A 23,999-nucleotide genomic window follows, 5' to 3' on the forward strand; every position below is an offset into this window, starting at 1 on the left:
CAAAAGAGGGGCAGGTCCGATCAAGCGTTGCGACAGAGGCAACTGCACAGGATTGGCAGACGGCGTTGCGCTCTGTTCATGTCGTGCAAGCCGCGTCCCAAAAGAAAACGCCCCCTTGCGGGGGCGCCTTGATCACTGATCCAGGAAGCTGCGCAGTTTGCGCGAGCGGCTGGGGTGTTTCAGTTTCCTGAGTGCCTTGGCCTCGATCTGGCGGATACGTTCGCGGGTGACGCTGAACTGCTGGCCCACTTCCTCCAGCGTGTGGTCGGTGTTCATGCCGATGCCGAACCGCATCCGCAGCACCCGTTCCTCGCGCGGGGTGAGCGAGGCCAGCACGCGGGTCGTGGTTTCCTTGAGGTTTTCCTGAATGGCGCTGTCCAGCGGCAGCACGGCATTCTTGTCCTCGATGAAATCGCCCAGCTGGCTGTCTTCCTCGTCGCCGATCGGGGTTTCCAGCGAAATCGGCTCCTTGGCGATCTTCATCACCTTGCGGACCTTTTCCAGCGGCATCTGCAGCTTTTCGGCCAGTTCCTCGGGCGTCGGTTCGCGACCGATCTCGTGCAGCATCTGGCGCCCGGTGCGCACCAGCTTGTTGATCGTCTCGATCATGTGCACAGGGATACGGATGGTGCGGGCCTGATCGGCGATGGAACGGGTGATCGCCTGCCGGATCCACCAGGTCGCATAGGTCGAGAATTTGTAGCCGCGGCGGTATTCGAACTTGTCCACGGCCTTCATCAGGCCGATGTTGCCTTCCTGAATGAGGTCGAGGAATTGCAGGCCGCGGTTGGTGTATTTCTTGGCAATCGAGATCACCAGGCGCAGGTTGGCCTCGACCATTTCCTTTTTCGCCTGGCGGGCCTCTTTCTCGCCCTTCTGCACCTGTTGCACGATGCGGCGGAATTCCGAGATATCCAGCCCCACATACTGGCCGACCTGGGCCATGTCGGCGCGCAGCTCTTCGACCTTGTCGCTTGAGCGTTCGATGAACATCTGCCAGCCGCGACCGGGCTTTTCCCCCATCTCGGCCAGCCAGTTCGGGTCCAGTTCGCGCCCGCGATATGCGTCGATGAATTCGCGGCGGTTGATACGGGCCTGGTCGGCGAGCTTGACCATCGAACTGTCGATGGACATGACCCGCTTGTTGATGCCGTAAAGCTGGTCGATCAGCGCCTCGATACGGTTGTTGTGCAGGTGAAGTTCGTTCACCAGCAACACGATCTCCGAGCGCAGCGATTGATAGGTCGCCTCGTCGTTGTCACTGAACGAGCCATCCTCGTTCAGTGTGGCCGAGATACGGCTGTCCTGCATCTCGCTCAGTTGCGCGTAATCGGACGAAATCCGTTCGAGGGTGGTCAGCACCTTGTCCTTGAGCGCGGCCTCCATCGCGGCAAGCGACATGTTGGCCTGATCGTCCTCGTCGTCGTCATCCTCGGTCGCGATCGGGTTGCCGTCGGCGTCGTATTCCGGCGTTTCCTCGCGCTGCGGCTTGGCGGTCTGCACGGCGCTGGTGGATACCACCGGCTCTTCTTCATCGTCATCCAGCTGGTTGCCAAACGTGGCCTCCAGGTCGATGACGTCGCGCAGAAGGATGTCTTCGGACAGAAGTTCGTCATGCCAGATGGTGATCGCCTGAAAGGTCAGCGGGCTTTCGCACAGCCCGGCGATCATCGTGTTCCGGCCCGCCTCGATCCGCTTGGCGATGGCGATCTCGCCCTCGCGGCTAAGCAGTTCGACCGACCCCATTTCACGCAGATACATGCGGACCGGGTCATCGGTGCGGTCGAGCTTTTCGGTCTGGGCGCCAGCCAGCGCAACCTCGCGATTGCTCTCGGTGGTGACCAGATCGGTAGAGCCCTTCTGCTCTTCCTCCTCGACCTCCTCGTCCTCAATGATGTTGATACCCATCTCGGAGAGCATCGACATCACGTCTTCGATCTGTTCGGAACTCACCTGATCCGGCGGCAGCACCTGGTTGAGCTGATCGTAGGTGATATAGCCCTTTTCCCGGGCCTCGGCGATCATCTTCTTGACTTGGGCCTGGCTCATGTCGAGCGAGACTTCGTCTTCCTGGTCTTCGGGCTTCTGGTCTTCGGCGGTGTCCTTGGCGGCCATTCAGTGCTCCTGCAGGGATGGGCGATTCGTGTGAGCCGAATCATTAGTGCTCAGAATTGATTCGGCCACCCGTTTACCGGTTTTATTTTGCCTTTTCCTTAGGAAAACGCCCTAGCGGCGTTTCCGGCGAAAATCGATTCCCGCCATGATCGCGTCAAAGGCCTCGCGTTCGTCGCGCTTGATTCGCGCGCCATTGTCGGCCACGTCGAACAGCGCCTTGTCCTCGTTCTGGCTGCGCGCGGCGCGCTGTTTCTCTTCGGCGGCCTGTGCAACGCGCCAGGTCAGCGACTCGTCGGCATTTTCGGCGATGTCCTCTCGGGCCTCCTCGATCTCGGCGTCATACCCCCTCAGCGCCTGGAGTTTTGCGAGTTCCTCGGCCAGCGTCATTTCCGCCAGCTCAACATCGCCCGGTCTGCGCACACAGGGGATAATCTGGACATGGCGCAGCGCGTAGAGGTTTTCAAGGGCCTCAGGGCCGAGATTGTCGTCAATCCTGTCACGCAGCCCCTGCGGGTCGTCAATCCCGATGCGCAGTGCCAGATCGCGCAGCATCGCCAGGTCGGGATCGCGGCAGTCGAGCCGTTCCAGCGCGTGTTCGAACCGCACGATCACCTCAGGTGTGGCAATGGCGGCGGCGAGGATCACCGTCTCGCGCAGCCGGATCTGCGCCGCGTCGTCGGAGCTGGCCAAGAGCGAGGCCCGCGTGCCCGGTGTGGCCGCAACCGGCGCCGCCTTCCATGTACCGCGCGGCTGCCAGGGCTGTTTCGGTCCACGCTGTGGCCGGAACAGCTGCCAGCGCAGGTCCTTGATCTCCTGCCCGTAATGGGCGCGGATCGAGGGGTCGCGGATCAGCTTGATCTTGTCGCGCAGCGCCTTGTCCAGCGCCGCCTTGCGCTCGGGGCTGTCGAACACGCGGCCTTCGGTCTCGCGCTGCCACAAGAGCTGCACCATGGGTCGGGCCTGATCCAGCACGTTTTGCATGGCTGCGGGTCCCTCGGCGCGGATCAGGTCGTCGGGGTCCTTGCCCTCGGGCATTATTGCAAAGCGAACCGATTTGCCGGCCTCGAGCAGAGGCAATGCCAGATCGACCACCCGCAGCGCTGCGCGCAGCCCGGCAGTGTCACCATCCAGCGCCACGATCGGTTCGTCCGCGATGCGCCAGATCATCTGCAACTGGTGTTCGGTGACGGCCGTTCCAAGCGGCGCCACGGCGGCGCCGAACCCGGCCTCGGCCAGCGCGATCACGTCCATATAGCCCTCGGCCACGATCAGCGGCTGGCCCTGCCCCGCCGCCGTACGGGCGGGGCCGTGGTTGAACAGGCTGCGGCCCTTGTCGAAAAGCGCGGTTTCGGGCGAGTTCAGGTATTTGGCATTGTCCTTGGGATCCATCGCCCGGCCGCCAAAGGCGATGCAGCGCCCGCGCGCGTCCCGGATCGGAAACATGATCCGGTTGCGGAAGGTATCATAGGGCTTGCCGCCCTTGGTCGAAGGTTTGGCCAGCCCGGCGCCGGTGATCAGCTCCTCGCCCACGCCTTTGCCACGCAGGTGATCCCACAAGCCCTGCCAGCCATCGGGGGCAAAGCCGATCTCCCAGCGCTCCAGCGCCTGTGCGCTGAGACCACGCCGGGCCAGATAGTCGCGCGCCGCCGCGCCGCCCCCGGCGCTCAGGTTCAGGCGGAAAAACCGCACCGCCTGTTCCATCACCTCGGCCAGCTGGCTGCGGTGGTCCTGTTTCTCCTGTGCCTTGGGGTCGCGCGCGGGCATGGTCATACCCGCCTCGCGGGCCAGGATCTCGACCGCTTCCATGAAACCGACATTCTCGGTTTCCTGCACGAATTTCAGCGCATCACCCTTGGCCTGACAGCCGAAGCAGTAATAGAACCCCTTGCGGTCATCCACATGGAACGAGGCGGTCTTTTCGTGGTGGAACGGGCAAGGCGCCCACATGTCGCCCTTGCCCTGGTTCGACTTGCGCATGTCCCACATGACCTTGCGCCCGACAACCTGTGTCAGGCTCAGGCGGTTTCGCAGCTCGTCCAGAAATCCGGGGGGCAGTGACATGGGACCACGATGGCAGAAAGCGCAAGGCGCGCCAAGCGGGCGGCGCGCCTTTTCCACAGCGAAGACGGCCCGTCAGGGCCGGACAAGCGCGCCTATTGCTTCAGGCACAGCTCCAGCCAGGCGGCCGACAGGTCCTGTTCACGCACATCGCGCATCTTCTGCTGATAGACCCAGGGCGCGATCAGCGGGATGGCGGCATTATAGTTCGCGGGCCAGGTCGGGTTGGTGGCGGCCACGGCGGCGGGCACGTCGCGTTCCTTGACCCGGTCCAGCCGCGCCTGCTGGATCGCGGCCACCACATCGGCCTGATACTGGCAGCTTTCCTGCTTGGTTTCCGCCGCCGCCAGCGGCGAGGCCGCAAGCAGCGCAACAAGGGCGTAACGGTACATGGGTCGTCTCCCGGGATTCGAAGGTTCCCCGGACCTTACCCGCGCGCGGCCACCGCTTCCATCGCCGATTTCAGGTCATGCAGCAGGGTTTGCGCCATCGAGCGGAACACCATCAGCAGAAATCCGCCAGTCTCCAGCCGGGTGACCGAGCCTGCCATATGCCCGATCCGGCAACGTGCCGTGGCGCCCGGACCAAATCCGGGCGCGCGCAGATCGACCGGCACCAGCCGCGCCAGAACCGCCTCGGCGCCGGTGCCGTCAAGACGCGCCACCGTCCAGGCATCCGACTGATCGACCAGCACACCCGGCCCGGCCAGCGTCGCATCCGGCGCGGCGCCGGTCAGCAACACGCTGTCATGGCCGAACCAGATCGCGCGCGCATCGCCCGCCGCCGTGGCCCGGCCCGCACCGGGCCAGTCCAGACCATGCGCCGCGCCCAGCGCCCCGGCCAGTGCCGTCCCCTGCCCCTTGCGCGGCGACAGTGACGTCATCGGACCCAGGTCCACCTCGCGCACCGTCATGCCGCCGATGCTCAGCGGCAATTGCCCCGCACAGGGCGTCTTTGCGAACAACCTATCCACGCATCCGCCCTCCCTCGGGGTCATAGAATACCGGGCTGACCACCTCGCAATAGGTGGTCACTCCGCGCAGCCCGTCGACCATCTTGACGATCTCTCCGATCCGGTCCGGCCCATCGGCCAGAAAGCCCAGCCCGATCATCCGACCCTGAACCGGCGAATGGCAAACCGAGGTCACATAACCCTGATCATGCTCGCGCCGGGCGGCATCCTCTTGCCGATAGAGATGCGCGCCCGCCAGCAGCTTGCCCTCGGCGGCGATGGGTTTCAGTCCCACCAGACGCTCGCGCCCCGGCTCCTCCAGCCCCGGACGCTGCGCCATGGTCTTGCCGATACAATCCTTTTTGGCCGAAACCATGCCGCCCATGCCGATGTCATAAGCGGTGACGCGGCCATGGATCTCGGCATGGGTGATGAAGCCTTTCTCGATCCGCAGCACGTTCAATGCCTCCATCCCGTAGGCGCCACCGCCCAGCGCCTCGGCGCGACGGACCAGCAGGTCGAAGAGGCTGGCGCCATAGCGGGCGGGTACGGCGATCTCGTACCCTTCCTCACCCGAGAAAGAGATCCGGAACAGCCGCCCACCAACGCCCAGCACCGACACCGCACCGCAGGACATGAAGGGCCAGTCCGCCGGATCGACCGGCGTGTCGAGCAGCCCGTTCAGCAGCTCGCGCGCCCTGGGACCGGCAACGGCGAATTGCGCCCATTGTTCAGTGACCGAACACAACGACACGTCCCACTCCGGATGCAGGCCCTGGGCCACGAACTCCAGATGCGCCATCACCTGCCCAGCGGCGGCGGTGGTGGTGGTCATCAGGTAGTGATCCTCGCCCAGCCGCGCGGTGGTACCGTCATCCATCACATGACCGTCCTCGCGCAGCATCAGCCCATAGCGCACGCGCCCGACCTTCAGTGTCGAGAACATGTTGGTATAGACGAAATCCAGCAACCGCGCCGCATCTGCTCCCTGAATGTCGATCTTGCCCAGGGTCGAGACATCGGCCACCCCCACCGCGTTGCGCACGTAACCCACCTCGCGGTCGCAGCTCTGTTGCCAGTCGGTCTCGCCCGCCTGCGGGAAATAGCTGGGACGGTACCACAGACCGGCCTCGATCATCGGTGCGCCGCGTGACAGGGTGGCAGCATGCGAGGTGGTAAAGCGCTCGGGCTGGAACCCCTTGCCCTCGCCCCCCGCGCCCAGCGCCGCGATGGCAATCGGGCTGTAGGGCGGGCGAAAGGTGGTGGTGCCGGTCTCGGGGATGCCGCGCCCGGTGGCATCGGCCAGCACCGCCAGCGCCGCCACGTTCGAGTTCTTGCCCTGATCGGTCGCCATGCCCTGCGTCGTATAGCGCTTCATATGCTCGACCGAGCGGAAGCTCTCGACCGCCGCCTGTTTCACATCCTTGACGGTGACATCGTTCTGAAAATCGAGCCAGGCCCGCCCGCGCCCCGGCACCGCCCAGAGCGGCTCCAGAGCATAGGGCGTCTCTTCGGCCTTGGGCAGTGTACCCTGATCCGCCTTGAGCCCCAGCGCGTTCAGTGCCTCGGACGCCGCCTCGGCCCCTTCGCGCAGACAGGCCATGGTCGAAAAGGCACCGTTGCAGGCGCCTGCCGCGCGCAGGCCGGGCACCATGCCCGCCACCGGCACAAAGGCTGCAATGTCGCGGCGCCATTCAGGCCGCCCGTTCATGTGACAGGTCAGGTGCAGGCTGGGGTTCCAGCCGCCCGAGATGGCCAGGCAGTCGGTGGCAATCCGTTCTTCGCCACCGGGATGGCGGATGGTGATCCGCTCCAGCCCCTGCCGCCCGCCGGTGCCGCAGACCTGACCGCCCCGGATCATCCGCACCCCATTGAGGCGCGGCGCGTCATGACGGCTGTCGATCAGGGCCGCCACATGTACCCCCGCCGCCAGCAGGTCGCGCACGGTGCGATGGGCATCGTCATTGTTGCCAAACACGGTGACGGCGCGGCCCGGGCTGACGCCCCAGCGGTTCAGATAAGCACGCACCGCGCCGGCGGTCATGATGCCGGGCCGGTCATTGTCGGCAAAGGCGATGGGGCGCTCCAGCGCGCCCGCTGCCAGCACCGCGCGCTGCGCCACGATACGCCAGAAACATTCCAACGGCGCACCCGCGCCCCGGTCGGCGCGGTGATGCGAGACCCGCTCCAGCGCTGCATAGGTGCCCTGATCATAGGCCCCGGCAACGGTGGTGCGCGTCATCAGACGCACATTCTCCATCCCGCGCAGCTCGGCCAGCGCCTCTTCGGCCCAGACCGCCCCCGGCTTGCCGTCGATCTCATAGGTCTCGGCCAAAAGGCGCCCGCCCATGCGCGCGTCCTCGTCGGCCAGGATCACATCGGCCCCGGCGCGGCCCGCCACCAGCGCCGCCATCAGCCCCGCAGGCCCGGCGCCGATCACCAGCAGATCACAAAAGGCAAAGGCGCGCTCATAACGGTCGGAATTATCCTGCCCCGACAACGCGCCCAGACCCGCAGCGCGGCGGATCACCGGCTCATACAGCTTCTCCCAGAAACTGCGCGGCCACATGAAGGTCTTGTAATAGAACCCCGCCCCCAAAAACGGCGCCGCCAGGTCGTTGACCGCCATCAGGTCAAAGCTCAGCGAAGGCCAGCGGTTCTGGCTCCGCGCCTCCATCCCCTCGTATATCTCCTGTACCGTGGCGCGCACATTGGGGTCCTGCCGCCCGTCGCGCCCCACCGTAACCAGCGCGTTGGGTTCCTCGCTGCCTGCCGTCAGGATGCCGCGCGGGCGGTGATACTTGAACGAACGCCCGACCAGCCGCACCTCATTGGCCAGCAAGGCCGAGGCCAGCGTGTCGCCCTGATACCCGCTGTAGCCCACCCCGTCGAAGGTGAACGAGACCAGCCTGTCCCGGTCGATCAGCCCCTTGCCCTGAACCCTCATCGCCGCGCCTCCGAGGCCAGTTCGCAGCCCAGCACCTCATGGGTCAGCGTGTTGCGGGTGACCACCAGCCAGGCGCCGCAGCCAAAATGGTGATGCCACAGGTCACGGGTCTCCCCGGCCGGGTTCTCGCGCAAATGCACATAATCGTCCCAGGCCTCGGCCCCTGCATCGGGCGCCGGACGCTCCAGCGCCAGCGCGTGGCCCTTATAGGAAAACTCGCGGCTGTCGCGGTCGCCGCAATGCGGACAGGTGATCCTCATCGCCGTCCCCCACTCTTCATTCCGCCAAAAATACTCATGTCCGGCCTCTCCCCCCTCAATGCAGGTTGTGTTGAGAGCCGGTGCCCTCTTCATCCAGGATCCCGCGCCCGGTGCGGAAGCGGTCCAGCCTGAACCGTGTTGCCGCCGGGTGGTACTGGTCCGTTGCCAAGAGATGCGCGAACACGTTGCCCGAGGCCGGCACCGCCTTGAACCCGCCATAGTTCCAGCCGCAATTGACATAGAGCCCATCGATATGGGTGCGGTCGATGATGGGGGAGCCATCGGGCGACATGTCCATGATGCCGCCCCAGCTGCGCAGCACCCGCGCCTTGCCGATCATCGGCATCAACGCCATGCCCGCCTCCATCACATGTTCCACCGTGGGCAGGTTGCCGCGCGCCGCGTAAGAGGCATAGAAATCCAGGTCGCCGCCAAAGACCAGCCCGCCTTTGTCGGACTGGCTGATATAGAAATGTCCCATGCCAAAGGTGATCACGTGGTCGATCACCGGTTTCAGCCCCTCGGTGACAAAGGCCTGGAGGATATGGCTCTCGATCGGCAGGCGCATGCCCGCCATCGCCGCCACCTGGCTGGAACGGCCCGCCGCCACCATCGCCACCTTCCTGGCCCGGATCGGGCCGCGCACCGTCTGCACGCCAGTCACCCGCCCGTTCTCGACGTCGATCCCCGTGACCTCGCAATTCTGGATCAGGTCGACGCCGCGACTGTCCGCCCCCCGCGCATAGCCCCAGGCCACCGCGTCATGACGCGCGGTGCCGCCGCGCGGGTGATAGAGCGCGCCGTAAAGCGGAAAACGCTGGTCGTCGAAATTGAGGAACGGCACCTTGGCGCGCAGCTCCTCGCGCCCCAACAGGATGGCATCGTCGCCCTGGCTCAGCATCATGTTGCCGCGCCGCGCCGCCGCATCGCGCTGACCGTCGGAATGGAACAGGTTCAGGATGCCGCGCTGCGAATGCATCACGTTATAGTTCAGGTCCTCTTCCAGACCCTCCCACAGTTTCAGCGAGTGCGAGTAGAATTCGGAATTGCCCTGAAGGAAGTAATTGGCCCGCACGATGGTGGTGTTTCGGCCAATATTGCCGCCGCCGATATAGCCGCGCTCCAGCACCGCCACATTGGTCAGCCCATGGTCGCGCGCCAGGTAATAGGCGGTACTCAACCCGTGCCCACCGCCGCCGATGATGACCAGATCATATTCCGGCTTGGGCGCCGGGTCGCGCCAATGCGGCCGCCAGCCCTTGTTGCCGGTCAGCCCCTCCTTCAACACCCGAAGGCCCGAAAACCGCATCGCCGTCTCTCCTTGCCGACCTGGTATCGCTGTCATAACGAGTACCACCGATGAGCGCGGTCTCAAGACCGTAATCGACAGAGACTGGTCTGTCCGCGACTAATCCTGTCGCCGGCACGACATGAATTCAGACCCTGATCGCGCAAAAAAGGGGCGCCCGGTTGCCCGCACGCCCCGCGTCTTCGATGTCGCGCCCCGCCTCAGAGGCCCTTGGCGCGATAGCTCTTGGCGACCCGGTCGATCGAGACCAGATAGGCGGCGGTGCGCAGATCCTCGACATCGCTCCGCTCGTGCCAGACATCGCGCATGGCCTGATAGGCGATACGCATGGTGTCATCGAGCCCCGAGCGTACCAGTTCCAGCTCGTCGGCGCCGCGCAGGTACTTCTCCTTGAATTGCGGCGTCATCGACCAGGCATCGCCCAGATAGCGGTCGAGCCGCTCCAGCTCGTCGATGACCAGCTGGTGGCGCGCCTCTTCCTGGCGGCGCTGCATGCGGCCGAACCGGATATGGCTGAGGTTCTTGACCCATTCGAAATAAGACACCGTCACACCGCCGGCATTGGCATACATGTCGGGAATGATCACGCAGCCCTTCTTGCGCAGGACCTCGTCGGCACCGGCGGTCACCGGGCCGTTTGCCGCCTCGATGATCAGCGGCGCCTTGATCCGATCGGCATTGTCGAGGTTGATCACCCCCTCCAGCGCCGCCGGGATCAGGATGTCGCACTCCTCTTCCAGCACCTTGGGACCATCGGTCACATGGGTCCCGTCCGGGAAACCGGTGACGCCACCGTGCTTGACGATCCAGTTATGCACCGCCTCGACATCCAGTCCCTCGTCACTGACCAGGGCGCCGTCGCGTTCGATGATGCCGGTGATCAGGCACCCATCCTCTTCACTAAGGAACTTGGCCGCGTGATAGCCCACATTGCCCAGGCCCTGAACGATCACCCGCTTACCGTCGAGCTTGCCTGACAATCCCGACTTCCCGACGCCGATGCTGTCACGGAAGAACTCCTGCAACGCGTATTGCACGCCGCGCCCGGTGGCCTCGACCCGGCCATGGATGCCGCCCGCATTGAGCGGCTTGCCGGTGACACAGGCGCGCGCGTTGATGTCGGTGGTGTTCATGCGCGCATATTGGTCGGCGATCCAGGCCATCTCGCGCTCGCCCGTGCCCATGTCTGGGGCAGGCACGTTCTGGGACGGGTTGATCAGGTCGCGCTTGGCCAGTTCATAGGCAAAGCGGCGGGTGATCTGTTCCAGCTCGTGCTCTTCGTACTGGCGCGGATCGATGCGCAAGCCGCCTTTCGAGCCGCCAAAGGGCGCTTCGACCAAGGCGCATTTGTAGGTCATCAGCGCCGCCAGCGCCTCGACCTCGTCCTGATTCACCGCCATCGCGTAGCGGATACCACCCTTGACCGGCTCCATATGCTCCGAATGGACTGACCGGTAGCCGGTAAAGGTGTGGATCTGGCCGCGCAAGCGCACCCCGAAGCGGACCGTGTATGTGGCGTTGCAAACCCTGATCTTCTCTTCCAGTCCCGGCGGCAGGTCCATCAGGGCCACCGCCCTGTTGAACATCATATCCACGCTTTCTCTGAAACTGGGCTCGTTCTTGCGGGTCATTAACCAAAAACCTCCATGACCTTCTCCGACTCGGATGATGACACCTTGTCGCAGGCAACATATGACGCTTCGTCACAGGAGTGCGACATTTTTAATCGCTTGAAGAAATCGAAACCGGTCAAAACGGCGATTCGAACGCCCCCTTGGCGTCATTGTCGGCCCAGAGGAAACAAAGCCGACCTCGCCAGTCGGAATGTCTTTAACACACGGTTAACATTCACCCTTTCGGGCGATTTGCGCCCCAATCCTGCCATCTTTGCCGGGCACAAACCGTAAGTGGAACTGTGATCTCCGGCTGGGGTTCTGCCGGGAAGGTAGGTGGAAGATGTTCGATACGCTGATCAGCATCGGTGCGGCAACGCGTCGTGTTCATACCCGGCTCAGGGACCGCGGCCATGCCTTTGCACGCGAAGAAGACGGGCTGATGACCGTGATGGCGCTGTTCCTGTTTCTGGCCCTTGTCGGTGCCGCCGGAATAGGCGTGGACCTGATGCGCTATGAACAGAAGCGCGCCGCGTTGCAATACACGATGGACCGCGCCGTTCTGGCCGCGGCCGACCTCGATCAACAGGTCTCGCCCGAAACCGTGGTGCGCTCGTATCTCGAAAAGGCCGGGTTGCTCGAATATCTCTCCAGCATCTCGGTCGAAGAGGGGCTCGGTTATCGAAAGGTTTCCGCGACCGCCACCGCAGACCTGCCCACCCATTTCATGAAACTCTCGGGCTATGACACTCTGACAATTCCCGCGGCCAGCACCGCCGAGGAAAGCATCGGCAACGTGGAAATCTCGCTGGTACTCGACGTATCGGGTTCGATGAACAGCAACAGCCGGCTCTATAACCTCAAGAACGCGGCCAAGGAATTCATCGATCACATGCTGTCCGCGACCGAACCGGGCGCGGTTTCGATCTCGATCATTCCCTATGCAACCCAGGTCAATGCCGGCCCCGACATCCTGCCCTATTACAATGTCAGCACCGAGCACACCTACTCGCATTGCGTGAACTTCATCGATGACGAGTTCAGCCAGCCCGGACTGTCGCGCGTGACGCCGCTGGAACGGACCATGCATTTCGACCCGTTCACCTATTCCAAGGATCCGATCACGACGCCGGTCTGCCCGGTGCGTGCCAGCACCGCGATCCTGCCGTTCACCAACAACCAGACCGTTCTGAACAACTATATCGACGGACTGACCGGTCGCGGCAACACCTCGATCGACATCGGCACCAAATGGGGTGTCGTCATGCTGGATCCCGGCACGCAGAGCGTGATCAGCGGTCTGATCGCCGACAACAAGGTGCCCGCGATCTTTCAGGGCCGCCCCAGCGCCTATGACTCGGGCGATGTGCTCAAGGTGCTGATCGTCATGTCGGATGGTGAGAATACCAACCAGTACATGCTGAACCCGTCGCTGCGCACTGGCAATTCACCCGTATGGTACAATGCCTCCGAAGACGTGATCAGCGGGTCGCCCGACAACAACCCCACCAATGCGTTCAGCATCTATCATGACAACGGCAATAACTCTTATTACTGGCCGGACCAGAACCGCTGGTCGGACCACCCCTATGGCAACGGTCAGAGCGAGGTCTGCGGCTTCAATTCCAACGGCTATTACAACTGCGCCCAGCAGGACGAGCCGGGAACCGCCGTTCAGCTGACCTATGCCGAACTCTTTGCCAAGGTATCGCTGGCCTATAACGCCTATTACAACTTCGAATTCACCAGCAACGCCTGGGCGGAATGGTACAATGCCGCCATGACGCACAAGGAGGCCACGGCCAAGGACCAGCGCACCAACCATGTCTGCGACGCGGCCAAGGACGAGGGTATCATCGTCTACACCGTCGGCTTCGAGGCCCCCTCAAGCGGCCGCCGCGTGCTCAAGCGCTGCGCCAGCTCGGACAGCCATTACTATGATGCCGAAGGGCTGGAGATCAGCGACGCCTTCACCTCGATCGCCTCGTCGATCCGCAAGCTGAGGTTGACACAATGATACGGCGTCTAAGCACTTTCCTGCGCCGGTTCCGCAAGGGCGAGGACGGCAATGCAACGGTCGAATTCGTCATCGTGTTCCCGGCGGTGATCGGGGTGATGCTGGCGGGGGTCGAACTGACCTTCATGACGCTGAACCACGCGATGCTGGAACGGGCGGTGGATGTGGTGGTGCGCGATCTGCGACTGAGCACCGGCTCCAACCCCGGTCACAACGAGCTCAAGTCGCGGATCTGCGACAAGGCGGTGTTCATCCGCAGTTGCAGCACCAACCTCAAGCTCGAGATGATCCGCCAGGATCCCTATGCCGGCATCACCCTGCCGGCAACGCCGGACTGCACCGACCTGTCCGCCGAGGCGCGCCCGGTGCGTAATTTCGAGAACGGTCAGGCCAACGAGCTGATGGTGCTGCGGGCCTGTGCCAAGATCGACCCGATCTTTCCGACCTCGACGCTGGGGGCGACGCTGGCCAACGAAGAAGGTCAGTATGCCCTGACCGCCATGTCGGTCTTTGTGCAGGAGCCGTTGTAACGCCATGCTGATGAAACGCATATCGAACTCTCTGCGCCTGTTCCGCCAAAACGAAGAAGGGTCGGTCGCGGTCGAGGCCCTGCTGACGGTGCCGATGCTGTTCTGGACCATCATGATCGGCTATACCTATTTCGATGGGTATCGCGAGGCGGCTTCGAACGTGAAAGCCGCCTATACGATCGGCGATTTGATCTCGCGCGAGACGCGTACCATCGACGATGCCTATATCGATTCGATGGTCGATCTATTCGAACGCATGGTGCAGGACACCGACAACCTTCAGGTTCGCATCTCGCTGCTGCGCTATGACCAGAGGCGCGACCGGCACCGGGTACGCTGGTCGGCCAATCGCGGTTTCCCCGGGACGCTGAGCAACGCCAATGTCAGTACGGTCAGCCCGCGTCTGCCGCCGATGTCGGATCAGGATACGCTGATCCTGGTCGAAACAAAGAACGTCTACCGGTCGCCGTTCCGGGTCGGGCTGGAAGACACCGACATGGAAACCTTCATCTTTACCCGCCCGCGTTTCACCAACGAGATCGCCGGCAGCGTCTGACGCTTAGCGCGGCAAGGTTCCATCCCGTTCCGCCATCATGGCCGAGAGCATCTCGGCCATGAATTTCGTCTGCGATCCGGGGGTGACGCCGCCGATGCCGATCCGGCGGCCCATCCGCCACCAGAGGCCCGGCTGCCAGGTGCGCCCGCCCGGCACCGAAGTGCGAAGCAGGAACCCGTTCGACGGCTTGAAGGCAAAGACACCCCGGTCCAACCCCTCGATATCGGCGATGCGTGCGATCACCGTTCCGTCACTGCCGCGCAGCTCCGTCGCGGTCATCTCGACCCGCCCCGCCGTCGCCTGGAACATGCGCTGCGCCAGCCACAGCGTCAGCGCCCCCAGTACGATCAGAAAGGCCTGCCAGCCTACCGCCGGCGGCGTTACGACCGCCACGTAGATCAGCAGCCCGCCCAATACCGTCAGCACCACCAGCGCCATCCAGCGCCGGGGCGCCGATGCCTCGATCGTTGCCAAAACCTCGTCCTGCATCTGGTGTCGCCCTCTTGTTCGTTGCGCCTGCATAGCCGATTGCGCGGGCGCCGAACAGGCATCTTGCCCTACCCACAAACCCCGAGTTAGCGTGACACCCATGAGCTATCCCGCCAACCGGCCCGACCGCACCCGTCCGACCGATGCCGCCGCCGGGATCGAAACAACCGAGGCGTTCGAGCGCTTTTCCCAGCGCAACGACGTGTTCACCCGCGCCATGTGGGATCCGTCGGTGCGGTCGAAACAGACGGATGCCTTCTTTGCCTCCTACCGGATGGAGGCGGCACCGCGCCGGGGCGATGGGTTCACACAGCGTGATTTCGCGCTGCGCAACGCCGCCTGGCTGATCTCGGATGTTGTCACCAACCGCTTTGCCGCCGAGGGGCGGCGCGAGGGGTTCCAGGCCCCGATCAGCTATGACACGCCGGTGGCGCCGCAACAGGTCGATATCGACGATCCCGCCGCCATGAGCGCCGAGATCAAACGCGTCGCCCGTTTCTTTGGCGCCGATCTGTGCGGCGTGACCGAACTGGACGAACGCTGGCACTATACCGCCCGCGTCGATACCCGCGACATGAGCGAGGCGCCGCTGGGCCTGCCCAACGGGCTGACCTCGGTCATCGTGCTGGGCCACGAGATGGAGCGCGACCTGGTGGCCACCTACCCCTCGGCGCTGGCCGGGGCCGCCACCGGGCGCGAATACAGCCACGAGGCGGCGGTGGTGATGCAGCTGGCCGCCTATATCCGCAATCTGGGATACGAGGCCGTGGCCTCGATGAACGACACCGGGCTGGTGATCCCCTATGCGGTCAAGGCGGGCCTGGGCGAATACGCCCGCAACCAAATGGTGATCACGCCGGAATTCGGCCCCCGGCTACGGTTTTCCAAGGTGTTCACCAACCTGCCGCTGGCCCATGATGTGCCGCGCCCACGGGGTGTGCGCGCCTTTTGCGACATCTGCACGGCCTGCGCCGATGCCTGCCCGGTCAAGGCGCTGCCCTATGGGCCGCCCTCGGATGTGGCGCCGAATGTCTCGGCCATCCGGGGCGTGCGCAAATGGACCTCGGATGCCGAGAAATGTTTCGGCTTCTGGGCCAAGCTCGCCTCGGATTGCGCGATCTGCATGCGGGTCTGCCCATTCAACCGCGACTATGCGCGGCGACGCAACCGGTTGTGGCTGCGGCTCGCGCTGTCGCCGCTGCGCCACCTGGCGCTGCGGCTGGCGCGTGGGCACGGCAAGCGGCGCAAACCTGCGGACTGGTGGGCCGGGACCTGAAGCTGACACTCCGGCGGCTGTGCACCGCTGCACAAGCCCGGTGGCGCGACGCGGAATTGCCTTGGCAACGGCGCCCCCTATCTTAAAACCAGCTTTCACAGCCCAAGCGAGACCCCACCATGTCCATTCGTCCCATCCTAGAAACCCGCCGCGCCACCCCCGCGCTCGAAGGCGCCGGGGTCAAGCTGCACCGCGCCTTCGGCTTTCAGGACCCGACCGAGCTGGACCCGTTCCTGCTGTTTGACGATTTCCGCAATGAGCATCCGCAGGATTATTTGCGCGGCTTTCCCTGGCATCCCCATCGTGGCATCGAGACCATCACCTATGTGCTGGCCGGCACGGTGGAGCATGGGGATTCGCTGGGCAATACCGGCACGCTGGGCGCGGGCGACGTGCAATGGATGACCGCCGGGTCGGGTATCCTGCATCAGGAGATGCCCAAGGGCAATCCGCAGGGCCAGATGCATGGCTTTCAGCTTTGGGGCAACCTGCCCGCCAGCCAGAAGATGACGGCGCCGCGCTACCAGGATGTGCGCGGCAGCGAGATCCCCGAGGTGATCGACGATGACGGCACAAGGGTACGGGTGATCGTTGGCAGCTTCTGGGGCAAGACCGGTCCGGTGGACGGCATCGCCGCCGATCCGCAATATCTCGATATCTTCGTCCCGGCGGGGGTGAAGAAGACGTTCCGGATCGACACCTATCGCCGCGCCTTTGCCTATGTGTTCGAAGGGGCCGGCGCCTTTGCCGATGCCTCGGCGCCAACCGGTGTGCTGCTGGAAAAGGAAGTGGCGGGTGAAGAGGTCAATATCCGCGACCTGTCGGGCGACCGCACCCTGATCCGCTTCGGCACCGGCGACGAGGTGACGGTGCAGGCCGGGCCGCAGGGGATACGCTTTCTGTTGATCTCGGGCGCGCCGATCGCCGAGCCGGTGGCCTGGCACGGGCCGATCGTGATGAACACGCAGGAAGAGCTGATGCAGGCCATGCGCGATCTGCGCAACGGCACCTTCATTCGCCCCGCGCATTGAGGCGCGCGGAATTCTGCAAGAATTCCGACCCGGAAAACATCTGTTTTCCGGGTCGTTTTCCGGATCGGAAAACGACTAGGCCGCCACCGCCTTGCGGACCATGTCCCAATAGATGCCTTCCACCTGGTCAAGCGACAGCCGCCCCTCGGCCCGGTACCAGGTATTGACCCCGTTCAGCATCGCGATCACCGCCAGGGTCGCGATCTTGGTATCGGGCACCGCAAAGGCACCTTCCTCCACCCCGGCGCGCAGGATCGCCTCGAGATCGTCCTCATACCGCCGCCGCAATCCTTCGATGGTTGCGAAATTCTCGGGCGTCAGGTTGCGCAGCTCCATATAGGCGATGAACACTTCGTCCGGCCGGTTCAGGTGGAACCGGATGTGAAACCCCACGAAATCACGTAACCGGGTCAGCGCATCCCCGCGTACCCGGTGCTGGCGCGCCGACAGGAGTTCGTCCATATGCCGGTGCATCAGCCCGAACAGCAGGCTCTGCTTGTCCGGCGTGTAGTTGTAGAGCGCGCCCGCCTGCACACCCACCTCTCCGGCGATCTGGCGCATCGACACGGCGGCGAAACCGTGCCGCGCAAACAGCCTGAGCGCCGCGTCCTGAATGCGCGGGCCGGTGATATCGGAATGGGAACCTTGGGTACGTGCCATATGGCCACGCTATCTGAACATGTGTTCAGATAAAAGCCCCGCTTGCACCGGTGCCGACAATTTACGACAAAAGGGACACCCTTCAACAGGTCCGGTGGCCGCATGCCTAGATCCGCATTTCTTTCTCTTTTGCTGCTGGCGGCGGCCTGCACACAGGTGCCCGAGTTGAACGAGCGGATCAGCCCCGATCTGCGCAAAGCGGGTTTTCCCAAACTGGTGCCACTGGACGAGGCTCTTGGCCCGCCCGCCGACCCCGAGGGAGAGGCCCAGGCGGTTCAGAAGTCCCTCGAAGCGCGTCGCGACGCATTGGCCCAGCGCGCCCGGCGCCTGCAAGAGGCGACCGACCAAGACACCTCGCAGAGCGAGACCGAATAACACGCCCGACGATTGCACGCCCGCCCCGAACGGGCTAAGGCACGCGGCAAGGGACCGGTCCGGCAGGACCGGTCCAGGCACGAGCAGAAAGGACAGACAGCATGAAACCGGCATTGCGGCTTGGGATCGCGGGATTGGGAACCGTGGGCGTCGGCGTTGTGCGCATCATCCGCCGTCAGGCCGATCTGCTTGAGGCGCGTACCGGACGCCGGATCCAGATCGTGGCCGTCTCGGCCCGTGATGCGGGCAAGGACCGGGGCATCAACCTGTCCTCCTACGCGTGGGAGACCGACCCGGTCGCCCTCGCCCGCCGCGACGATGTCGATGTGTTCGTCGAATTGATGGGGGGCGAGAACGGCCCCGCCAAGGCCTCGATCGAGGCCGCGCTGGCAACCGGCAAGGACGTGGTCACCGCCAACAAGGCACTGCTGGCCATCCATGGTCAGGCGCTGGCCGAGCAGGCCGAGACCGCAGGCCGGGTGATCCGCTTCGAGGCTGCCGTTGCCGGTGGCATCCCGGTGATCAAGGCCCTGACCGAGGGGCTGGCCGGTAACGAGATCACCCGCGTGATGGGGGTCATGAACGGCACCTGCAACTATATCCTGACCCGCATGGAATCGCAGCGCAAAGGCTATAACGCGCTGTTTCAGGAATGCGCCGAACTGGGCTATCTCGAGGCCGACCCGACGCTGGATGTGGGCGGGATCGACGCGGCGCACAAACTGGCGCTGCTGGCCGCCATCGCCTTTGGCACCAAACCGCATTTCGACGGCATCGACATCGAGGGGATCGAGCGCATCAACCTCGAAGACATCGCCTATGCCGCCGACATGGGCTATCGCATCAAGCTGTTGGGTGTGGCCCAGCGCAGCGGGCGCGGGCTGGAACAGCGGATGCGCCCCTGTCTGGTGCCGGCGGACTCGCCGCTGGGCCAGCTCGAGGGCGGCACCAACATGGTGGTGATCGAGGGTGACGCGGTCGAACAGATCGTGCTGCGCGGCCCCGGCGCGGGCGAAGGCCCCACCGCCAGCGCCGTACTGGGCGATATCTGCGATATCGCGCGCGGCTTCCGCCTGCCGGTCTTTGGACAGCCCGCCCACACGCTGGCCGAGGCCGACAGCGCACAGTCGAACTCTCCGGCGCCCTATTACCTGCGCCTGCTGCTGCCCGACCGTCCCGGCGCGCTGGCCAAGGTGGCCGCCGCATTGGGCGATGCCGGGGTCAGCATCAACCGGATGCGCCAGACCGGCCATGACAGCGCCGAGGCGCCGGTGGTGATCGTCACTCACAAGACCCAGCGCGCCGATCTGGACGCTGCGCTGGACGCCATGACGGCGGCGGGTGTTCTGGCCGCCGAACCGGTGGCGCTGAGGATCGAGGCGGTCTGACCCGCCCGAACCGTTTTCGCAAACATGCTTGTGGACTCCCGCCGCCCTGCGTTAGAGGGTCAGTAAGCCCATCTGCAAGGAATTATTCATGTCCTCCATGCCCGAATTTCATGACCGTATGCTTTCGCTGGGCCTCGCGCGCGTGGCCGAACAGGCCGCGCTGGCCTCGGCCTCGCTGATCGGTCGCGGCGACGAAAAGGCCGCCGACCAGGCCGCGGTGAACGCGATGCGCGAACAGCTGAACCTGCTCGACATCGCCGGTGTGGTGGTGATCGGCGAAGGTGAACGCGACGAGGCGCCGATGCTCTATATCGGCGAGGAAGTGGGCACCGGCAACGGTCCGGGCGTCGATATCGCGCTCGACCCGCTGGAAGGCACCACGCTGACCGCCAAGGACATGCCCAACGCGCTGACCGTGATCGCCATGGGCCCGCGCGGCTCGATGCTGCACGCGCCCGACGTCTATATGGACAAGCTGGCCATCGGTCCGGGCTATGCCGAGAGCGTCGTGTCGCTCGACATGTCGCCGCGCGAGCGGGTCGAGGCGCTGGCAGCGGCCAAGGGCTGCAAGCCGTCGGATATCACCGTCTGTATCCTGGAGCGTCCGCGCCACGAGGCGATGATCGCCGAGGTGCGCGAAACCGGCGCTTCGATCCGGCTGATCACCGATGGCGATGTGGCGGGCGTCATGCATTGCGCCGAGGCCGAGACGACCGGCATCGACATGTATATGGGCTCGGGCGGTGCGCCCGAGGGGGTGCTGGCCGCGGCTGCGTTGAAATGCATGGGCGGGCAGATCTTTGGCCGGCTCCTGTTCCGCAACGATGACGAGCGTGGCCGCGCCGCCAAGGCCGGCATCACCGATCTGGACCGCGTCTATACCCGCGACGAGATGGTGACGCAGGACGTGATCTTTGCCGCCACCGGCGTGACCGGCGGATCGCTGTTGCCGCGCATCAAGCGCGAACCGGGCTGGGTCGAGACCACGACGCTGCTGATGCGGTCCAAGACCGGCTCGGTACGGCGGATGAGCTATCGTACCCCGGTCTGAGCCTTTGGCGGCGGATACGGCTGGTGTCGCAGCCTCCGGCGGGAGTATTTGGGGCGAAATGAAGGGCCGGATCCGCGCAGGGTCCGGCCTTTGCGCATGAGGTGAGTGGTGAGTTATCTGGGCATCGAACAGTCCCTGAGCGGGCAGCGCTGGGTCGGCCCCGATCTGGAGACCGAGCGGGCGGCGCAGATGATGCGGCAGCAGACCGACCTGCCGCAGGCGGTGTGCCAGGTGCTGGCCCGGCGCGGGGTCCCGGCGATCGAGGCGCGCGGCTTCCTTGACCCCAAGCTCAAGGAACTGCTGCCAGATCCGCGCAAGCTGAAGGATATGGAAATCGCGGCGGCGCGGTTCCTGGCAGCGGTTGCCGGGCGCCAGCGGATCGCGGTCTTTGCCGATTACGACGTGGATGGCGGCAGTTCGGCGGCGCTGCTGATCTGCTGGCTGCGCGAGATGGGACAGACCGCGACGCTTTATGTACCCGACCGCATCGACGAGGGCTATGGCCCCAACGAGGCGGCAATGGCGGATCTGGCCCGCAGCCATGACCTGATCATCTGTGTCGATTGCGGCACGCTAAGCCATGGCCCGATCGCCGCCGCCAAGGGCGCCGATGTCATCGTGCTGGACCACCATCTGGGGGCCGAGACCCTGCCCGACTGCGTGGCGGTGGTGAACCCCAACCGGCAGGACGAAAGCGGCGATCTGGGCTATTTCTGCGCCGCCGGCGTGGTGTTCCTGATGCTGGTCGAGGCGGGCCGCCAGCTGCGCGCGCGTGGGCAACGCGGCCCCGACCTGATGGCGATGCTCGACCTGGTGGCGCTGGCCACCGTGGCCGATGTGGCGCCGCTGGTCGAGGCGAACCGGGCGCTGGTGCGCCAGGGGCTGAAGGTGATGGCACAGCGACGGCGGCCCGGGCTGGTGGCGCTGGCCGATATCGCCCGCATGGACGCCATGCCCAACACCTATCACCTGGGCTTTCTGCTGGGGCCGCGCGTCAATGCCGGGGGCCGGATCGGGCAGGCCGATCTGGGCGCCCGCCTGCTCGGCACCGACAGCATGAGCGAGGCGCAGGCGCTGGCCGAGCGGCTGGACCTGCTCAATACCGAGCGGCGCGATATCGAGGCCGCCGTGCGCGCCGCCGCGCTGGATCAGGCCGAAACCCGCGGGCTGGAGGCGCCGCTGGTCTGGGCGGCGGGAGAGGGCTGGCATCCGGGCGTGGTGGGCATCGTCGCCTCGCGCCTCAAGGATGCCGCCAACCGGCCCGCCATCGTCATCGGTTTCGACGGCGACGAGGGCAAAGGCTCGGGCCGCTCGGTGGCGGGTGTCGATCTGGGCGCGGCGATCCAGCGGCTGGCATCCGAGGGGCTGCTGGTCAAGGGCGGCGGTCACAAGATGGCGGCCGGGCTGACCGTGATGCGCAACCGGCTGGAACCGGCGATGGACCGGTTGTCGGAGCTGCTGGCCAAACAGGGTGCCGGACAGGGCGGACCGGCGGATATGCGGCTGGACGGCGTGCTGATGCCGGGCGCGGCCACGGTCGAGCTGCTGGAACAGATCGAACTGGCAGGCCCTTACGGCGCCGGCGCCCCTGCCCCGCGCTTTGCCCTGCCCGACCTGCAAATCCGCTTTGCCAAACGGGTCGGCGCCTCGCATCTGAAACTGTCGCTGGCCGACGGAATGGGCGGCGGGCTGGACGCGATCCTGTTTGGCGCCTTCGATGGCGAGATCGGCCCGATACTGGAAAACCACGGCGGCGCCCGGTTCCATTTCGCCGGACGGCTCGAGATCAATTCCTGGGGCGGCACGCAGAGCGTGCAGCTGCGCGTGGACGACGTCGCGCGCGCCTGAGCATTTGAAAACAAAGGATTTTCATAGCCTTGCAAAAAAATTTTACAAATAGTGTTTTTCCACTTGCGAGGGGCAAAGGGACACCATAAAACGCCCTCCACAAGCCAGAGTGGCCCGTTCGTCTATCGGTTAGGACGCCAGGTTTTCAACCTGGAAAGAGGGGTTCGATTCCCCTACGGGCTGCCATTTCTCCCAGCCATCCTTATTTTCAGCCTCGCGTCACCGCCGACGCAGATGCTGTTCCGTGATCATTGTGCTGCCCGGACCGTGGCATTTCCCAAGCAGCCAGGCAGGTGGCAAATGCCGCAAGAAATTCGCATTTCCCCTCTTGCGCCGTGCCGCGACTCTCCGTAAAAGCCGCTTCACGCCAAGCGTGGCCCGTTCGTCTATCGGTTAGGACGCCAGGTTTTCAACCTGGAAAGAGGGGTTCGATTCCCCTACGGGCTGCCATTTTCCCCGATCAACAGGCCCTTGCGGACCGCCCGGTCATCGAGCGCGGCGTGGCAGCCACAGGACCGTGATAGGGGCTGGCGCTTTTGCATTTGATGGCTTACCTCCAAATCTCGGAAAGGAAGCCCGCGACATGCCTATCAAGATCCCCGCACATCTGCCCGCCTATGACATTCTGACCCGCGAGGGGGTCATGGTCATGTCCGAGGACCAGGCCGCGCGGCAGGATATCCGGCCCCTGCGCATCGGGCTTCTGAACCTGATGCCCAAGAAGATCCAGACCGAGACCCAGTTCGCCCGTTTGATCGGCGCCACGCCGCTCCAGATCGAGCTGAGCCTGATCCGGATGACCGAGCATCAGACCAAGACCACCGCTTCTGAGCATATGGAAGAATTCTATCGCCCCTTTCAGGAGGTGCGCGACGAGAAGTTCGACGGGCTGATCATCACCGGCGCCCCGATCGAACATCTGGAGTTTTCGGACGTCACCTATTGGGACGAACTGCGCGAGGTGTTTGCCTGGACCCAGACCAACGTGCATTCCACATTCGGCGTCTGCTGGGGCGGGATGGCAATGATCAACCATTTCCACGGCATCCGCAAACATATGCTGGACCACAAGGCATTCGGTTGTTTCCGGCACCGCAATCTGGACCCGGCCTCGCCCTATCTGCGCGGGTTCTCGGATGATTTCGTGATCCCGGTCAGCCGCTGGACCGAGATGAAACAGGCCGAGATCGATGCGGTGCCCGAGTTGGTCACCCTGCTGGGCAGCGACGAGGTCGGCCCCTGCCTGGTGGCCGATCCGGGGCATCGCGCGCTCTATATCTTCAACCATTTCGAATATGACAGCGACACGCTGAAACAGGAATATGACCGTGACGTCGCGGGCGGCACCGCGATCAATGTGCCGATCAACTATTATCCCGACGACGATCCCTCGCGGCGGCCGCTCAACCGCTGGCGCAGCCATGCGCATCTGCTCTATGGCAACTGGATCAGCGAGATCTACGAGACAACGCCCTATGACATGGCGCGGATAGGGTTGGAATCCACCGACCTGCGGGGCTGAGT

Annotated in this window: 20 protein-coding genes and 2 tRNA genes; 12 read left to right on the forward strand and 10 right to left on the reverse strand. The window is 64.5% G+C overall.

The genetic code is table 11. The features are described 5' to 3' along the window. Positions 1-132 precede the first annotated feature (132 nt). The 8 genes from rpoD to AC2FLM_RS12580 form a co-directional block, all read right to left on the reverse strand. A complete protein-coding gene (gene rpoD / locus AC2FLM_RS12545) occupies positions 133-2,115 on the reverse strand; it encodes an RNA polymerase sigma factor RpoD (protein WP_496858297.1) in 1,983 nt (660 codons plus the stop codon). A 111-nt stretch (positions 2,116-2,226) separates the two neighbouring features. Beyond that, complete coding sequence (gene dnaG / locus AC2FLM_RS12550; protein ID WP_496858299.1) at positions 2,227-4,176, reverse strand: DNA primase; 1,950 nt, start codon at positions 4,174-4,176, stop codon at positions 2,227-2,229. A 92-nt stretch (positions 4,177-4,268) separates the two neighbouring features. Continuing rightward, positions 4,269-4,565 (reverse strand): hypothetical protein, encoded by a 297-nt coding sequence (locus tag AC2FLM_RS12555; protein ID WP_234136502.1) that lies wholly within the window; start codon positions 4,563-4,565, stop codon positions 4,269-4,271. A gap of 35 nt (positions 4,566-4,600) precedes the next feature. Then, positions 4,601-5,146: a sarcosine oxidase subunit gamma gene (locus AC2FLM_RS12560; protein ID WP_496858301.1), complete on the reverse strand. Its 546-nt coding sequence runs from the start codon at positions 5,144-5,146 to the stop codon at positions 4,601-4,603. Then, positions 5,139-8,072 carry a sarcosine oxidase subunit alpha family protein gene (locus AC2FLM_RS12565; protein ID WP_496858303.1) on the reverse strand — a complete coding sequence of 978 codons (2,934 nt, stop codon included), beginning with the start codon at positions 8,070-8,072 and terminating at the stop codon, positions 5,139-5,141. The genes AC2FLM_RS12560 and AC2FLM_RS12565 overlap by 8 nt, the downstream gene beginning before the upstream one ends. Then, on the reverse strand, positions 8,069-8,332 hold the full coding sequence (locus AC2FLM_RS12570) for a sarcosine oxidase subunit delta (protein ID WP_234136499.1): 264 nt from the start codon (positions 8,330-8,332) through the stop codon (positions 8,069-8,071). Before AC2FLM_RS12570 ends, AC2FLM_RS12565 begins: the two co-directional genes overlap by 4 nt. A gap of 55 nt (positions 8,333-8,387) precedes the next feature. Continuing rightward, positions 8,388-9,641: a sarcosine oxidase subunit beta family protein gene (locus AC2FLM_RS12575; RefSeq protein ID WP_496858305.1), complete on the reverse strand. Its 1,254-nt coding sequence runs from the start codon at positions 9,639-9,641 to the stop codon at positions 8,388-8,390. Between the two features lie 200 nt (positions 9,642-9,841). Then, entirely contained in the window at positions 9,842-11,272 is a 1,431-nt protein-coding gene (locus AC2FLM_RS12580) for a Glu/Leu/Phe/Val family dehydrogenase (protein ID WP_496858307.1), read from the reverse strand. A gap of 325 nt (positions 11,273-11,597) precedes the next feature. Here AC2FLM_RS12580 and AC2FLM_RS12585 point away from each other — a divergent pair, with 325 nt between their 5' ends. The 3 genes from AC2FLM_RS12585 to AC2FLM_RS12595 are packed head-to-tail and all read left to right on the forward strand — an operon-like array spanning position 11,598 to position 14,357. Beyond that, the gene (locus AC2FLM_RS12585) at positions 11,598-13,271 is read left to right on the forward strand and encodes a pilus assembly protein TadG-related protein (protein WP_496858309.1); all 1,674 of its coding nucleotides are present in this window, start codon (positions 11,598-11,600) and stop codon (positions 13,269-13,271) included. Then, complete coding sequence (locus tag AC2FLM_RS12590; protein WP_496858311.1) at positions 13,268-13,801, forward strand: TadE/TadG family type IV pilus assembly protein; 534 nt, start codon at positions 13,268-13,270, stop codon at positions 13,799-13,801. Before AC2FLM_RS12585 ends, AC2FLM_RS12590 begins: the two co-directional genes overlap by 4 nt. A gap of 4 nt (positions 13,802-13,805) precedes the next feature. Then, the gene (locus tag AC2FLM_RS12595) at positions 13,806-14,357 is read left to right on the forward strand and encodes a TadE/TadG family type IV pilus assembly protein (protein ID WP_496858313.1); all 552 of its coding nucleotides are present in this window, start codon (positions 13,806-13,808) and stop codon (positions 14,355-14,357) included. A gap of 3 nt (positions 14,358-14,360) precedes the next feature. Here the strand turns inward: AC2FLM_RS12595 and AC2FLM_RS12600 are convergent, their stop codons facing one another. Beyond that, entirely contained in the window at positions 14,361-14,846 is a 486-nt protein-coding gene (locus AC2FLM_RS12600) for a hypothetical protein (RefSeq protein WP_496858315.1), read from the reverse strand. A gap of 100 nt (positions 14,847-14,946) precedes the next feature. On the opposite strand from AC2FLM_RS12600, the gene AC2FLM_RS12605 reads away from it, so the two are divergent. Beyond that, a complete protein-coding gene (locus tag AC2FLM_RS12605) occupies positions 14,947-16,122 on the forward strand; it encodes a 4Fe-4S double cluster binding domain-containing protein (RefSeq protein WP_496858317.1) in 1,176 nt (391 codons plus the stop codon). 119 nt (positions 16,123-16,241) lie between these two features. Continuing rightward, positions 16,242-17,153, forward strand: coding sequence for a pirin family protein (locus AC2FLM_RS12610; RefSeq protein WP_496858319.1), 912 nt, complete (start codon positions 16,242-16,244; stop codon positions 17,151-17,153). A gap of 75 nt (positions 17,154-17,228) precedes the next feature. Here the strand turns inward: AC2FLM_RS12610 and AC2FLM_RS12615 are convergent, their stop codons facing one another. Beyond that, positions 17,229-17,813 (reverse strand): TetR/AcrR family transcriptional regulator, encoded by a 585-nt coding sequence (locus AC2FLM_RS12615; RefSeq protein WP_234136490.1) that lies wholly within the window; start codon positions 17,811-17,813, stop codon positions 17,229-17,231. Between the two features lie 102 nt (positions 17,814-17,915). Here AC2FLM_RS12615 and AC2FLM_RS12620 point away from each other — a divergent pair, with 102 nt between their 5' ends. The 7 genes from AC2FLM_RS12620 to metA all read left to right on the forward strand — a co-directional run bounded on the left by AC2FLM_RS12620 (position 17,916) and on the right by metA (position 23,997). Beyond that, the gene (locus AC2FLM_RS12620; RefSeq protein WP_234220032.1) at positions 17,916-18,188 is read left to right on the forward strand and encodes a hypothetical protein; all 273 of its coding nucleotides are present in this window, start codon (positions 17,916-17,918) and stop codon (positions 18,186-18,188) included. Positions 18,189-18,289: 101 nt separating this feature from the next. Then, a complete protein-coding gene (locus AC2FLM_RS12625) occupies positions 18,290-19,576 on the forward strand; it encodes a homoserine dehydrogenase (protein WP_496858322.1) in 1,287 nt (428 codons plus the stop codon). A gap of 97 nt (positions 19,577-19,673) precedes the next feature. Continuing rightward, positions 19,674-20,627 carry a class II fructose-bisphosphatase gene (glpX, locus tag AC2FLM_RS12630; protein WP_496858349.1) on the forward strand — a complete coding sequence of 318 codons (954 nt, stop codon included), beginning with the start codon at positions 19,674-19,676 and terminating at the stop codon, positions 20,625-20,627. Between the two features lie 108 nt (positions 20,628-20,735). Next, a complete protein-coding gene (gene recJ, locus AC2FLM_RS12635) occupies positions 20,736-22,475 on the forward strand; it encodes a single-stranded-DNA-specific exonuclease RecJ (RefSeq protein ID WP_496858324.1) in 1,740 nt (579 codons plus the stop codon). A gap of 111 nt (positions 22,476-22,586) precedes the next feature. Continuing rightward, a tRNA-Glu gene (locus AC2FLM_RS12640) sits at positions 22,587-22,661 on the forward strand. Between the two features lie 189 nt (positions 22,662-22,850). Further along, positions 22,851-22,925, forward strand: a tRNA-Glu gene (locus tag AC2FLM_RS12645). A gap of 133 nt (positions 22,926-23,058) precedes the next feature. Next, entirely contained in the window at positions 23,059-23,997 is a 939-nt protein-coding gene (gene metA / locus AC2FLM_RS12650) for a homoserine O-acetyltransferase MetA (RefSeq protein WP_496858326.1), read from the forward strand. Positions 23,998-23,999: the final 2 nt, after the last annotated feature.

The sequence above is a fragment of the Ruegeria sp. SAZD011 genome, from assembly GCF_059612545.1.